Source organism: Viridibacillus sp. FSL R5-0888 (assembly GCF_038009105.1).
GTDB classification, from domain to species: domain Bacteria; phylum Bacillota; class Bacilli; order Bacillales_A; family Planococcaceae; genus Viridibacillus; species Viridibacillus arenosi.
On record NZ_JBBPAU010000001.1, the window covers coordinates 2,608,145 to 2,623,119 of the forward strand.

16 protein-coding genes are annotated in these 14,975 nt (G+C 32.7%); 2 read left to right on the forward strand and 14 right to left on the reverse strand.

Annotated elements, in window-relative coordinates:
• Positions 1-166: 166 nt before the first annotated feature.
• From MKY02_RS13000 to MKY02_RS13035, 8 genes are all read right to left on the reverse strand, one after another.
• Positions 167-526, reverse strand: a complete 360-nt coding sequence (locus tag MKY02_RS13000; RefSeq protein ID WP_235175734.1) for a GyrI-like domain-containing protein — start codon at positions 524-526, stop codon at positions 167-169.
• A gap of 463 nt (positions 527-989) precedes the next feature.
• Positions 990-1,757, reverse strand: a complete 768-nt coding sequence (locus tag MKY02_RS13005) for a GNAT family N-acetyltransferase (protein ID WP_340711320.1) — start codon at positions 1,755-1,757, stop codon at positions 990-992.
• Positions 1,758-2,060: 303 nt separating this feature from the next.
• A complete protein-coding gene (locus MKY02_RS13010; RefSeq protein WP_038185131.1) occupies positions 2,061-2,933 on the reverse strand; it encodes a GNAT family N-acetyltransferase in 873 nt (290 codons plus the stop codon).
• Positions 2,934-3,021: 88 nt separating this feature from the next.
• Complete coding sequence (locus tag MKY02_RS13015; protein ID WP_340711322.1) at positions 3,022-3,378, reverse strand: cupin domain-containing protein; 357 nt, start codon at positions 3,376-3,378, stop codon at positions 3,022-3,024.
• A gap of 292 nt (positions 3,379-3,670) precedes the next feature.
• On the reverse strand, positions 3,671-4,738 hold the full coding sequence (locus tag MKY02_RS13020; RefSeq protein ID WP_038185133.1) for a DUF4085 family protein: 1,068 nt from the start codon (positions 4,736-4,738) through the stop codon (positions 3,671-3,673).
• 285 nt (positions 4,739-5,023) lie between these two features.
• Positions 5,024-5,590 (reverse strand): DUF2812 domain-containing protein, encoded by a 567-nt coding sequence (locus tag MKY02_RS13025; protein ID WP_076066020.1) that lies wholly within the window; start codon positions 5,588-5,590, stop codon positions 5,024-5,026.
• Positions 5,577-5,894, reverse strand: a complete 318-nt coding sequence (locus MKY02_RS13030; protein WP_076066019.1) for a PadR family transcriptional regulator — start codon at positions 5,892-5,894, stop codon at positions 5,577-5,579. Before MKY02_RS13030 ends, MKY02_RS13025 begins: the two co-directional genes overlap by 14 nt.
• A 545-nt stretch (positions 5,895-6,439) precedes the next feature.
• Positions 6,440-7,015, reverse strand: coding sequence for a DUF6434 domain-containing protein (locus MKY02_RS13035; RefSeq protein ID WP_038185144.1), 576 nt, complete (start codon positions 7,013-7,015; stop codon positions 6,440-6,442).
• 343 nt (positions 7,016-7,358) lie between these two features.
• On the opposite strand from MKY02_RS13035, the gene MKY02_RS13040 reads away from it, so the two are divergent.
• The gene (locus MKY02_RS13040) at positions 7,359-7,550 is read left to right on the forward strand and encodes a helix-turn-helix transcriptional regulator (protein ID WP_038185145.1); all 192 of its coding nucleotides are present in this window, start codon (positions 7,359-7,361) and stop codon (positions 7,548-7,550) included.
• Position 7,551: 1 nt separating this feature from the next.
• Positions 7,552-7,980, forward strand: a complete 429-nt coding sequence (locus tag MKY02_RS13045; protein WP_038185147.1) for a hypothetical protein — start codon at positions 7,552-7,554, stop codon at positions 7,978-7,980.
• A gap of 411 nt (positions 7,981-8,391) precedes the next feature.
• Here the strand turns inward: MKY02_RS13045 and MKY02_RS13050 are convergent, their stop codons facing one another.
• The 6 genes from MKY02_RS13050 to MKY02_RS13075 form a co-directional block, all read right to left on the reverse strand.
• Positions 8,392-8,871: an SMI1/KNR4 family protein gene (locus tag MKY02_RS13050; protein ID WP_038185155.1), complete on the reverse strand. Its 480-nt coding sequence runs from the start codon at positions 8,869-8,871 to the stop codon at positions 8,392-8,394.
• Between the two features lie 179 nt (positions 8,872-9,050).
• Positions 9,051-9,368, reverse strand: coding sequence for an ABC transporter (locus tag MKY02_RS13055; protein WP_235175735.1), 318 nt, complete (start codon positions 9,366-9,368; stop codon positions 9,051-9,053).
• A gap of 263 nt (positions 9,369-9,631) precedes the next feature.
• The gene (locus tag MKY02_RS13060) at positions 9,632-10,381 is read right to left on the reverse strand and encodes a class I SAM-dependent methyltransferase (protein WP_038185157.1); all 750 of its coding nucleotides are present in this window, start codon (positions 10,379-10,381) and stop codon (positions 9,632-9,634) included.
• A gap of 342 nt (positions 10,382-10,723) precedes the next feature.
• Positions 10,724-11,227, reverse strand: a complete 504-nt coding sequence (locus MKY02_RS13065; RefSeq protein WP_340711324.1) for a GNAT family N-acetyltransferase — start codon at positions 11,225-11,227, stop codon at positions 10,724-10,726.
• 331 nt (positions 11,228-11,558) lie between these two features.
• The gene (locus tag MKY02_RS13070; protein WP_340711693.1) at positions 11,559-12,656 is read right to left on the reverse strand and encodes a phosphotransferase enzyme family protein; all 1,098 of its coding nucleotides are present in this window, start codon (positions 12,654-12,656) and stop codon (positions 11,559-11,561) included.
• A gap of 263 nt (positions 12,657-12,919) precedes the next feature.
• Positions 12,920-14,605 (reverse strand): M3 family oligoendopeptidase, encoded by a 1,686-nt coding sequence (locus tag MKY02_RS13075; RefSeq protein ID WP_340711326.1) that lies wholly within the window; start codon positions 14,603-14,605, stop codon positions 12,920-12,922.
• Positions 14,606-14,975 lie beyond the last annotated feature (370 nt).

Here is a 14,975-nt window from a genome sequence, read left to right on the forward strand (position 1 = left end):
TAGCAAGCCATATATACCTTGCTATTAACAGAATAAACCCTCCATCAACTGGAGAGTTTAGCTCAATTCGTTATTCAATTATTCTACGTCTTTACCTTTACAAACACTTTTGTCAAAAAATAATTTGGGTGCATCTCATTATTCGGTTTAATATTTATTGGATCCACTACTTGGGTGGGACGAGTCCCTTTATGTACTGTTCCATATACATACCTTCAACGTGCAGTGATTGTTCTTCCACCCATCTCTTTAAACGTTTGTAACCGTAGTGAAGTTCTGAATACGGTCCTTTCACATTGACACATGCATACATTCCTCCAGGCAATACGGTGAGATACTCCTCATTTTTATCGTTTTTTATGGGGAAAAGTAATTCAACATCTGCTTTCTTTCGTTTCCAGTCTTTTTGATGAAAAATAGCTAGTAGGGGCCCCTCCGTATCAAACTTATAGGCATATATCCTTTCAAACAACATTTTAACGAGTCTGTCTATGTCAATAATGTTTATTGTTTTACGAATAGACACAACCCATATATCTTGTCGTTCCTCTATGTAACAACTTGATAGCGTGGGTTCAGAAATGAATGCTTCCTTATTCTTTATGAAATTCCTCATTTCTTGAATATTGCTAATTTTCTTGCCGAGTTGCTCTTGTTGATACTTTAATTCCTCTGTTTTTTTCTTTAATTACTAAAAAACCTCATACTTGTTACATAAAAAAAAATAATCCAATGAGGCATAAATCTTCCCAAAGCGTCGTTTGGTCACATTTCTTTACTTAGCGTTGTAAATCCCCATAATTCTGAAAGTACTCTTTGTTGCACTAAACTGCCCCGTTAGTTCAATAAGAAAAAAGAGCTGCATTTGCAACTCAATGATCTTCAAGTAAAGCACCCGTTAGTTGGAGAAGATTTCAGTTATTATTTAACAACAATCGCTTAATTGTTTCTTGTAGTAAACTACCCCGTTAACTTATTAAGAAATCTCCTTATTCAAATACAACCATTTCTCCGACATCTATAAACCCAAAGCGCTTATAGATATTTTTCCCATCCTCCGATGCTTGTAAAACAACGGGTTTTTGTTTATCTTTTGTCTGAGTAAGAAGGTAATGAAACATTTCACTGCCATATCCTTTACCTCTAAATGTTTCTTTTGTCATAACATCATAAATACCATAACTTTCTTTGCTATCTATTAGTAAACCAGTAGATACAGTTATTTCACCGACGCGTCCAATAAACATTTGAATTTCTGAACCTAAATTTACTTCAGAAAACTTATTAAAATAATTTTCCAACGCATCTTTTTCTGGTGTACCTTCAAATAGGCTTATAAAAACTTCTTTATATTCCTTAAGTTCTTCAAAATTTCTCACATGAGTAATCATAAGCTGATGGGACTTTCTTTGACCGACATTAAGGGTATTTTCAAGTTTCATCATTACATTACGTTCTGCTTCTTTTAGGTCGTATTCTTGCATCAGGTCTTGCCAGCCAGCGATCAAATACCGAGAGTCAATCCACGTACTAAAGGGATATTCTTTTAGATGCATATTTTCGATGCTACTTCTAATATTAATTGCATTTTTTATATGTGAAGATTTCGGCAAAAGTACATTGAATGTATCAGTGGGTATTTCTGTATTCGCCAAAACGAAATTTTCTTCTTTGATAAGCTTTCCATTAACCGCATGAGTGAATATTCTTATTTTTTCTTCAAAATTGTTTATAACTAATTGTTGATTTGCAATCATTATTTTGCTCCTTCAAATTATATTCAGCGCGCGCTCTTTTTTATTATAGGAGCAATTCAATTATAATAATACAATGTTCACAGTTTTTATATCCTCCCATAATTTTCAGAAAACTTAAAGCACACTGGTTTATTTACACCACAAGCTGGCCGTTTGTTGAAAGAATGACTCGCATTCTTTCAACAACTTTATTATTCTTTAAACGACTTTATTGTAAGTTAAACACCTTTTTTTGTCACTGTACTGTTGTATAATTCTTATTGAACTAAAGCCACCGTTAGTTGAAGAAGGATATTGCTATCCCTAACCAAAGATTTGTGCAGTAATAGCAAATAACTCTTTATTCCTATATGGCATATTAACAGAGTTCTTTATCATTATAGGAGGATTACTATCTTTTATAAATCCACTTTTCTCCAAGAACAGCATTAACTCGTCATTACTGGATGGCACATCAATCCTTAACTTTCCTTGATGATTAAGAACTAACCCATCGATTATTAAAGCAGCTGTTTGTGAATCTGGTGCTACAATAGGTCCTATTAATAAATTTACTGGACCTAATATGGATAATCCAAACCCAATAATCTTCCCCTTTGAATTTCTAACAACTAAACATTGTTTTGATTGATTTATCCTGTTAAGAAGTAATTTTCTTCTCTTATCACCAAATGCAGCCGAATCTAATTCAATAAGTTCATTAAAATCATTCTCACTGTATTTCTCTAAGGTAAATTCTCGATGATTATTAAACAATTTAGTTGGAATATAATTGTCACTTAAATACTTATGTACAGAATCGACAGTTATAAAACCCAAGTTTTCATATAAGGGTTTCCCATCCTCAGTTGAAATTAACATTATTGAGGTATTTTGAGAAACACTTTCTATACATTTCTGAGTAGCCTTTTTTCCTAAGCCTAAACCTCTATATTCTTCATTAACAATAACCATACCAATTGAAGCTAAATTAGTATCATAAGGTATTATTGCGGCACTAGAAACAATATTCCCAACAGCATTTTTATGTCCGTATATTTTACCAGATGACATAACAGTTCTGATTTCATGTTCATCATAATCCCAGCCAACTGATGTAGAAAGTTCTACCAAACCTAAAACATCATATTTATCAAATTCCACTAATTCTAATACTGTTTTATTGTCTATATGCATTAGAAATCCCCCTAATTTTATTTCTATTCTTAGCGTAATTTACCATCTAGCCTTGTTCAACTAAACTGCCCCGTTAGTTGAATAATATCTATTTCTTTAATGGCATAAATAAGGAAGGTTTTAACTCGACACTTTCAATTACAATAGCAGTTAATCCTTTATCTGATTTTGTTTCATGCCATTCATCTTTTTCCCAAAATACAGCATCTCCAGACTGAACTTTAAAATATTCTTCGCTATCATTACGAACATACCCTTCTCCTGTTATTACTACCAAAAGTTGAGGTACTACTGCTTGATGGAACCCTACAATACCATTTTGGTCTAAGTGCATACATCCTATATTAGTTGCTTTATCTGTTTGAATAATACGAGACATAATAAAATTCGAATCAAATTTTGAAATTCTCTTACCACTATCTTTACTAAATTTATAAAACTCCATTTTGTACCCCCAATGAATTAGTATATATAATACTTATTCAACCACATTGAACGATTGTCCTTTAATTCTTCTTCAACTAACCTGCCCCATTAGTTGAAGAAGAAAAGTGAAGCTTATTCAACAATTGCGCCCTTTAATGGAGTAATGTAGGATAATCTATTAGCTCGGCTAGTAAAAGAAAAGATGTTTTTCAGGTATAAAAAATTTTCGATAAAATAAATCTCAAGCTATACTAGCTTAAATAAAAACAAAAAGGCTGTTCAATTGGAGAACGTTTTGAACAGCACTCTTCTTATTCCCTAAGCCATTTCAGTTTTACATCATCCTCTAAACAACCGAATTGATCGAAATGGCTTGCTATAATGCCAAAATACATATTTTCATCTGCGCTTACATCGACGTTACGTAGCGCATCATTAACGATATATGCAGCATCCTCTCCTAGTGCAAAAATTGTGTTGAAGGCACGTACTCGTATATTTTGGTCTAAATCAAACATAGCAAATAACAACTCATCAGTCGGAATAGGCTCACTAAAATGAGCATATGGATCTTCATAAGTAGCACAATAAATTCGCTCTCTTGCCTCCTCAAAGGTATCACCAAGTAATACCCCTCCAGCAAAAATCCCATTATCCGTTTGCGAAAGATTAGCCAAATCAATCTCTACAAAGTGCATATCTTTTACAATATAGTAATTGTCATCTAGATTTAGCGCAATAACATAATCATCCCACGTCGCGACTTCTTCCGGTTCAATATAAACTGCAGGACGATACAAGTATTTTGCTGTCACATCTTTAAAGAAAATCGTCCATTCAGCATAAGGGCTACCAAAACTAGATAAAACTCGTAATGCAAATCTACTTTTGATCTTTATTAGTTCGTCATACACGTAATAGCCTTCAAGATTACCTTCTGTTTGTGCATCATGAAAAACTAACTGCACAATTGACTCGACTGTAAACCCTCCACTCATATCTAATAGAAGCGTAAAATTATTTCCTTGTTGCTCAGCATTCAAAATTTTACCATCATGAAATGATTGTGAAAAAACGGTTTGTGCAGACGGATTAAAGCGTTCAACAATTGCTTCACGCTTTTCATAAATAGCATTACTCTTAGTTGTGAACTGCTCAATTGTCACATTGCACCATTCTTCAAACACTTCCATTAAAGTATCATTTCGAAATAAAGTTCGTTCAATAATTCCCGACTGAAACTTTTGTGGTAAAACATCTATATACTCGGCTAAATGCTCATATAAATGATTTTCAAATTCAGCATCGAACTCTTCCTCAAATGGATATGTATGTGCTGCGTTGAATACTTCCTGTCGTTCACGTGTTAAGAAAAACATCATTCCACTCCTTTTTAGTAGTATAGCGAATAATAATGAATAAATATTATAATAGATACTTCCGTTTATTCTTCTAAACTCTAAGGACTTGAACTTCAGAATCTTGTTCAACTAACCTGCCCCGTTAGTTCAAGAAGAAAAAGGCTCTACTCCTTATTGAAGTAAAGCCCCGTTAGTTGAATAAGAAAAGGGACGCTTATTCAACAATCGCGCTCGATTGTGGTAGATACATTATCCTCAATTACTTCTTTGAATTAAAAAAAGTTCATAATTAACCTCCTCGCATTATTTTTCTTTTAATATTGAATACTTTCGATAAGTTTTATAGAAATTGACACCCAAAAAAACAAACAGAAGTGTGGAAGACAACTTCAAAAGGACAAACGGAGTTTCAAATAAAAATGCCTTCCAAAATAATGAACCTTTCATACTCCAAAGACCTTCATGATATAATCCCGAATCCTTGTAAAACATATAAGAATAAGCTAAACACAGCATAACCATCCAAAATGAATAATTCATTAATTTTTTATAATGATTATCCTTTGATTGGCGATCCGAGAAGATTTCATTTTGATCATCATCTTCTTTTTGCCAATACCGTATTCCACTAAGCCAGGGCCCCTTTATATAGTTCCAACCGAAATCCTCATATATCCCTTTGTATTCAACCAACTTTTTCTTAGGTAAATAATCTTGATAATCAAGTCGTATAACATATCCCTTGTCAGTTTTTTTGAAAGTGTATATTCCTAATCCACTAATATTTGTACAACGATAGCCTTTTTGTAATTGCTCGTTCAGCCATTGCTCCTCTTTTTCGATATCAAAAAATATTTTAAATTTCTTCATTCGATTCACTTCCTTCGTACAGGGATAAAATATGCAATAACCTGTTTTGTTCCATTTTCAAAATGGCGCTTCCTTCCGCAGTTATCATATAAACTTTTCTTCGACCTGACTCTCCAACAGGTTCAATCCAACCATGATTATTCAAGTTTTCAATCGCACCGTATAATGTACCAGCTGCTAAAATAACAGTACCATTACTTATCTTTTCTATCTTCTGCATTACGGCATAGCCATGGAGTGGCTCACGCAGAGCTAATAAAATATAATGCATGGTTTCAGACAACGGTAATAATTTATGTTTCATATCCTCACCCTCTATTCAGTTTGACTATATAGTTCAACTTAACACCAATGTAATACAGTTCAACTGAATAGTCAACAACATTTTCAAAATTAGTCAAAGGAACTTAAAGTAAAAAGCCTGATAACAAGGGGGAAATCAATCTAAAAAGTCGCTTTCCTTACGTAAGGGAAAGCGACTTTTTGTGTAGTCTTATTCAATTAAATGGCCCGATTGTTGAACTAAAGTTAAACAAGACTCTTCAACTAACCTGCCCCGTTAGTTTAAGTGTAAAGGTTCACAATCTATTTTATTTAGTGGGTTCCAACATAGCAGTACATTAGAGCAAAGATAAAAATAAACGTTAAGACTGCTCCTAAAACATTTTGGTTATGAGTGCTTTTTCCATTCTTTAGGTTCTTCAAAAAAGTAGTAAAATTTAAAAACCATAAAACGCCTAATAATGGTATGACAAGCCAAAGCATAAATAACATAAATTAGTCCTCTCCTTCCCATTAACAAAGTCTTCTTGAACTAACCTGCCCCTTTAGTTGAAGAAGAAGAAGGGATCAAGAATTACTTTTCGATATGTATTTATTTTCTCCTGGCAACTTCTTTATCTCTTTCCAAGCAGCAATAGCATCTTCTCGCTTTTTCCCTTTGTTTTCAGGATCAGTAAAGTAATCTCGTGTAAATTGATTATATTCAAATTGAGAACTAATTGTTGTGATGTATGAAGGGTCTTTCTTACGACCCTCTTCTTCATACCAGGCAGCAATTACTTCTTGATATGTCTTTCCTACATTTTCTTTAAAATAGTTTTGAATATGTGTGGAAAAATGAAATTTAGGAATTTGTGATTTAAAGAATGCCCTTACTGCCTGACTACAACGATGCTCTTCTGTAATAATTGTATATAGGCTCAATTCCTTTGATTTGGAAGACTTTTGGTAAGAATTTTGTTTTCTCGATGGTTTAACGATTTTTCCTGTTTGAAGAAAGAACACAATTCTATCTGTGATTTCAACTTTTGAACCTGAAGTACTTAACCCATTTTCTCTACAAAAAACCTGTAGTTCTTCTTTTAACCAGTAAAAATTTCTGAAATCTTTTTCATTCAAATCCTTTGATAATATGGGTCGCATTTCATTCACCTCTTTTGTATTTAAATCCCATTATAGAATATTGGTTTCCAAATGTCCTTGCTAATATTTTTTTTAACTCTTCTTGTACTAAACTGCATCTTTAGTTGAACAAGAAAAAATGAGCTGTATGAACAGCTCATTAATCTTTTGCTAAAGCACCCGTTTATAGAAGACAAAATCTAGATAATTGGTTGGGATGGTAATGGAGAATAACCGCAATAAATTTGTGGTATCTAATAAAAAATTAATATTAAATTCGTAAAAGTTCTTGAAGTATTTAACAAATTAATGTAATGTATAACTTGCATATGTAATATATAAATTACATCGTTAGGAGGTATATATGGTTAATAAAATTAAATTAGCTAGAATGGAAAAAGGGCTAACTCAGTCTCAATTAGCTGAGGCTGTCGGTGTTACTCGACAAACAATAGGTTTGATTGAAAAAAATGCCTATAATCCTAGTTTGCAACTCTGTCTTGCAATAGCCAAAAAACTTAATAAAACACTAAATGATTTATTTTGGGAGGAATAACATGAATATTTTCAACTTACTTGCGCAAGATGAATATCGTCAACAACGAACTTCAAGATTTATTGTAGAAGGTGCTTTGTTTCAGCTCATTTTATCTTTTATTATGATAGCGTTGTATCTTAATACAGAAATAAAGCCTTTGATTTTACTCGCTATTCCAGTATTTTTCTTTTTAATTTATATTGTTTTGCGTTATATTATATCTGGAATTGAATATTCGGAAGTATTTTCAAAAGATGAATATATGCAAATGAAAAAGAGAAATATCTTTCGATCAATTGGTTTTGCTACAGTATTTGCAGTAATGATGATACTAGTTAAAAGTTCGATTTTTGAAAGTATAGCTGTTGCTTTTATCGCTGGTGTATTGTGGTTAATAATGGATACTATATCGCTTAGTAAGTCCTATCGAAAAAATCAGGAACTTTAAACTTTATATATATGAAGTATGTGATACAAAAAATGTAATAATGATTAAAAGTTTATATTATAAAAAAAGACCACTCCATAACGGGCGGTCTTTTTTTTGTTGTCTTTTATATATGGTAGTGTACAGTAATGGGACAATGTTTACGTGAGGATATTGCAAAGATGTTTGGTAAGTTCCAATACTGCTTGCTGTACATAATTTAACAACCATTCTCAATCCCTTTACTTCTTCACGCTTTTCCATTCTATTCTTCTTTAATATCTAATATTAATCACTTCAAATTAAACTATCCTACCCTAAATTGAATAAAAAAGAGCTGTATAAACAGCTCTAAGATCTTATACTAAAGCACCCGTTAGTTTAAGTACATTTATTCACAAACATTAAATTTTAAAGGGCTATTCAACAATTTTACTTTTTTATAGTCGCAACTAGGAAAAGGTCGGATAATTTTTTTACAACAGTTAGTTTATTTTCAATTATCATTTCAGTCTCTTCACCATATTCATGATTTAATAAATAGACAGGAGGATTATTTCCTTCGTGTATATTTATTGCGTAAGGATTTCCAATACCTATTTCTAATCCAATACAAATATAACCGTTTTTATGTACTGCACATCCAGGAACATATAATGAACATTCTTCAATCATACACTGTGGATTCAAGAATTGTATTCGTAATTGAGCTTCTTCATCTTCCTCATCTAGAGGAACAATCAATTCACTATCACACACTTCTACCGTAGTCATTAATTCTATCAACCATTCTGGTAGTTTAATATCTAGTTTTTCATTTAGGTCATTTATTTCGCCAACTGTCGATATCCTAGTGGATGTTCCAGACCTTTGAATCATTTCTTTAGCATTTTTAATTACTTCATTAACCAACGTGACTCCTCCATACAATTAGATATATTTACTTCTTCTTTAATTAACGTCCCGTTTCTAATTTCTTTCCATAGAATACTTGACCTATCCAATCTTAACAATGTATTTCCTGATTTTATATATGTAATATTTTTCTTATTCAACTAAACTGCCTCGTTAGCACAATAAGAATAAAGTTATTATTTAATCCTTAAATGCCTTTTGAACTCCGCAAATGGAGTAGCATAGGGGTCTTTAAACTTCTTAATATGATTTGTTAGAATAGACATATTCTCATCAAGGAAAGGATGTATTTCAGTGGTATCAGCAATACCATACAGTTTAATTAAAAAATAAAGGGTTTGCCATATCAAAAAGTCATCATCTAACTTCAATAAGACCTCAACGACAATCGGAATATAGTTAAATGCTTCGTCAGAAGACATTTCCTTTGTAATTAATTCAAAAGAATTACTAAAATACCACTCATCCTTGTCTAATTTTTCTTCCCATTCCACATATACCGCCAATAATCTGTTATCCGTTTTAATCACGTCCCAATGTTCAATTTGCTATACATATATTATCAATTATTCTTCAACTAAACTACATCGTTAGTTCAATAAAAAAAAGAGCTGCCTATGCAACTCCATGATCTTCAAGTAAAGCACCCGTTAGTTGAAGTAAAAAATGCACCAAAAGCGTGGTTTGGAAAGTTTTCTTCGTAGAGTCACCAAAGTATGATTTGGGAACGTTATGATAATTTAAATATGCATATAATTTACTTTAATCGTGCATGAACAACCATTGAAATACTATTTGCATCAAATAATGCTTTTTTCCATGAGCCATATATACTGATTAACTCAAAGCCATGTTGTTGCAAAACACGTTTTAGCTCTAATGGATACGTATATCGTAGTTTAATACTATCTTTATACTCATTTTTTGAAGATATGTATGTTGAAGTACACTCTAAAATTTGATTCAAAGGATTATATACTTCCTGACTGATAACTTTTGTTATTTCTCCATTTTGCTCAATCGATTCTTCAGAAATATCAACGTTTAAAAGTTCATGTAAAATAGGATTTCTCGTATCAAAAATAAATTCGCCTTTTGTGTTTAAATGCCTTTTGACTGAGATGAATAGGGCATCTTGACTCTCATTAGTTAAGAAATGTTGGAAGGAGTTACCCGTCATATATATAAAGTTTGATTTGATAGGCAAGTTTAATTTTGTACAATCCTGAACGCTTAAGTGAATGTTAAGACCTTCAGCATCAGCTTTTTCTTGTGCATACTTCAACATTCCTGCATCAATATCAACACCATATACTAAGTGTCCTTGTTTTGCTAAAGGTACTGCTAAACGACCTGTTCCACAAGCAAGTTCAATAATTGATTGATTACTCCCACCTAAATGAGCTTCGATGAATTCTAAATCTGCCGTATAACTTTTATAGGTCTCATCATATTCCCCTGGATTTGCATATTTGGACAAATTATCGCTAAATTCATTATTAGTCATAGATTAAGCTCCTTTTTGGATTTTTATGAATATTCATTATATCACTTTCCCAAGCCTTCCCAAAGCGCCGTTTGGTAACAATTCTTTCCTGAACGTTGTAAATCTGCATAAATCTAACGAGACTCCTTATTCAACTAAAGCACCCGTTAGTTTAAGTGAAATTCTTCACAAACTTTAATTGTTATATTAAATCACATCTAGTATATAAATTAACGCTCACCTGAAGCTTTTAACTAGAACTATTCCAACTATTAGAAGCCTCCACTTTAGAAGGGTATTATCTGTAATAAATATTAGGAGAAATACACTAATGATTGGGACAGCTAGTTCAATAAGACATTGTTATGATATTGAAAATACGTTTACGCTTTTCCCTCCTAATATTATTTTCTTCTCCATTACCATTCCTATATTTTTAGCTACTTTTTGCGAAACGACATTCTCAGGCTGAATTAAAGCGATAAATCTTTGTTTATTTAGATGTTCTTTTCCATATTTCCAAAGTTCAATCGCAGCTTCTGTTGCATATCCTTGTCCCCAATAATCTCGAGCGATCCAATACCCTATTTCTATTTCCACTTCATTTTCAATTACTTGTGGAACGAGACCAGCGTGCCCAATAAGAACATTGTCTTCTTTTCGAACTAACAGCAATAATCCCAAATTATCACCAAATTTGTATGTACTATATATCCAGCTTAAAAAATTCTTCCCACCGTATATGTTTCTTGTCTCTCCATTTCCAATAAATCGAACCATTTCAGGGTCAGTTAATAAGGACATAAGGAAATCAAAATCATCATCCGTATACGGACGAAATAACAGTCTTTCAGATTCAACAGGCAATAAAAACATCCTTTCTATCAGTAAATTAAGGGAATATTATTCAACTAACTTCCCCTTTAGTACAATCGATTCAACAAAAAGAGCGTTAATCCTTCTTGGATCAACGCACCCGTTAGTTGAATAAGAATAATTTTAAGTAGCAATATTTATAGAAAATAAAATACGGTCTTGTCCCGGACCAGCTTAATCAGTTTTTAAGGATACGGAAAAACCCATTGATTTATGAAATGAGATAGAACCCTCGTTAACTGGTGTAGTAATGCAACGGACAGTACAACAACCTTGCTATTGTTCTATGATTATATAGTCGTCATCTTCGGCAATTGGTGGATTAAATTTTTCGTTCCTCACACTCGAAAGGTTCTTCGCACGAGAAAACTTCATGGAAAAACCCAAAATACGGGATATCATCTTCAAGGCATTTTATTCTATATGACAACTCCTCATCGCACTTCAGCTCTTCACCGTTGTTCCGCATTACCTCGAATGCATCTACAATATTTTCTATGAGGGTTATTTGGATGAATAAGGACAATTTATCCAACATCAAATCCTCGATTTTGGTCTCGGATGTGTATCCCTCTAGTACTGTTCTGAAATAATCATCCATAAAGTTTTTTCGTTTACCGGCGTCTGGCTCAAATTGTATCCAGCCCATTCCGAGTGTCCAGAGATTTGCCAAGTCATACATATACCAACAGAAACATGAATTATCGAAGTCAAATACAGTGATTTGTCCGGTATCAAAGTCAATCATATAATTACCATCACTATAATCAAAATGTACCATCCCGAAAGACTCAGAGTTCTTGTCCAATCGTTCTAAAGTTTTAAGGAGCTCTACCATCTTCTCCTTAAGCAGTGATAGCGTACCAGGTATCAGTTTATCGATATACTCGACATTGTATTTATCGAAAAAACTATACCGGCGATGGACGGGAGCATAGCCTTTCGACAATTGGTGCAGCTTACCCAGAACTTTACCGCAGTTATAATAGTATTCCGTAATAGGAACTCCTTCGCGATACTGATAATGATTTTCTACCAGCCTTTTTCCCCTAGCCTTTTCGAACAGGCAGACAAAAAAGGTGTGATTATTATGAGTAATCTCTTCCAGTAGATTTCCCTTCCGGGAGCTGATTACATTCGAGACACTACCGCCATGCTCGAATAAATATTGGATATATTCAACTTCGCCCAACAAATCCTCTCGGCTCCTGTCATTTAAATAGGCGATTCTGAGTATTTTTGCACTAGCGCCCTCTTTCTCACAGTTATAAACGACATTCCGCCCTCCGGCATGAGCATTAATTAGACTTGTTTCATAGCCTTCCAACACGTACAACTCTGATACTAGTGGACTTAAATAAGCTTCGTATATTTCAGCAACTTCATTATGATTAATAATATCTCCTCCAACTGACTTCATTTTCACCCAAGGCGGGTGTTTGTTCAAAAGTTTACATGCTTTAACTTATTCAACACCTTTCCAAAAAAACCTTCTTATTCAACTAAACTGCCCCGTTAGTTCAATAAAGAAAAAAGATCTGCATATGCAACTCTATGATCTTCAAGTAAAGCACCCGTTAGTGAAAAAGCGACTGTTAGCTGGTTTAGTTTAACTAAGAAGTTATTTTTATCATATATTATAATTATTTTATATAGGGATTTTTTAATGGCATTATGTTGTAATTAATCATTCTTACTAAACCATGTATCAATGGATTTTATCATATTTTCAAATGCTTCTTCTTTAAATGGTGAAGCGATTCCTGAATTATCAAGTAAGTCTAGGAAAGATAAACGTCCCCCTTGTTTACAAATATCCATATATACATTCCAAGCAGTATACATATCTATTTGTGCGATTGACCAAATCTGCAATGCACAAATTTGAGCCATTGCATAGTCTATATAGTAAAATGGAAATTTAAATAAATGAATTTGTTGGTGCCACAAGTTCCCTTTTTTTAAGTAAGGGTGATTATAAGTAGTTTTATATGGCATATATTTTTGTTCAATTTCAACCCATTTTTTCTTTCGCTCCACTATTGATAAGTTAGGATTTGTATAGATAAAATGTTGAAACTCATCAATACTAGCCCTATAAGGCATTGCAAATATAGCATCCTCTAAGTGTGAATATCTATAATTCATTGCGTCATCCCCAAATATTTCTTCCATGTAGGGCCATATAAGAAATTCCATTGCAATTGAGCTAATTTCACAAGCTTCCTTAGTGGGAAGTATATATTCTGGTATAGTGTTATTTTGGTTAAAAATAGCCATCTGAAATGCATGACCAAATTCATGTGCTAGTACCTTTACATCCTTTCTTGATCCATTAAAGTTTGCAAAGATATATGGAATCTTTTCATTACATAAATAAGTAGCATAAGCACCTCTTGCTTTATTTTCTTTAATGGTTAAACCCATATATTTATTCGCATGCATTAACTTAAAAATCTCACCAGGTTGTTCAGATAATTGTTGGAAAATAGTTTTAAATTTTTCTATCATCCAATTAGAATCCCCTTTAAGGATAGCCTCTCCGGTTTTAAACCTCACTTCTTCATCATAGTAGGTTAAGTTCTCAATCCCAATCCGAATCCGTTGCTTTTCTCTTAATTTCTCGGATATAGGAGCCATATATTTCAAAATCATTTTTCTAAAGTCAGCCACCTCTTGTTGACCATAGTCAACCCTAGAAAGTCTAGCATATCCAAGTTCCACAAAAGAATTGTAGCCGAGCTCCTTTGCTATTTGAGTTCTTACTTGAATTAAAGAATCAAAAAGTTCATCAATTCTATTTTCGTATTGCTCCAATAGTTCATATTTTTTTTCGATAGCCTGCTTTCTAAGCATTCTATCTGGAGATGAAACAAATTTGTCTAATTGAGCTAGATTTCTCTCTTCTCCTTTAAATTCAATCTTGGCATTTGCCATCATTTTTGTATATTCACTTATAAGATTGTTCTCTCTTTTTAATTTATCAATAAATGATGAACCAATTGTATTTACATTAATCTCAGCTAGATTCAGTAACTGTTTTCCATACTTTTTACTAATTTGTTCTTTAAATGTGGACCTTATTAAACGATCATAATAACTCGCTACAACTTTTTCATATACTGGCCAATTTTTATTGATAAACTTTTGTTCTTCCTGATACTTCTTATCTGAGGTATCTAATTGCGCTCTTATCTCCGCAATAGTCAACATTGTTAAAACATGATTTCTAAGCGAATTAATCTTATCTATTAGCTTAAATTGCTCTTCAAATGAGTTTACAGAGTCAAACTTTCCTAATAGTTCAAATACCTCTTCTTCAAATTCAACGATGTTAGGCCTCTCATATAAAAGCTGATCAAAAATCATTCCTCTACCCCCATTCCATATTATGGTATATTTTATACAGCGGAATTAAAAGTCTTATAATTCAAAATAGTTTGTGCTATAATAGCAATATAAGATAATAACTACCGTTAACGTATACAAAAGGGCTGCTTTCATTAAAGCGGCCCTTTTTGTTTTCTTAGATATGGTTCGATTCAATCTATACTCTATTTTATTTCTTCAGCAATGGTATATATATTTTTCTACTTAAACTAAACTGCTCCGTTAGTTCAATAAAAAAAAAGAGCTGCATATGCAACTCAATGATCTTCAAGTAAAGCACCCGTTAGTTTAAGTACATTATTTCACAAACTTACTTTGTTTTGCATAATCCATAATTTATCTGAACATT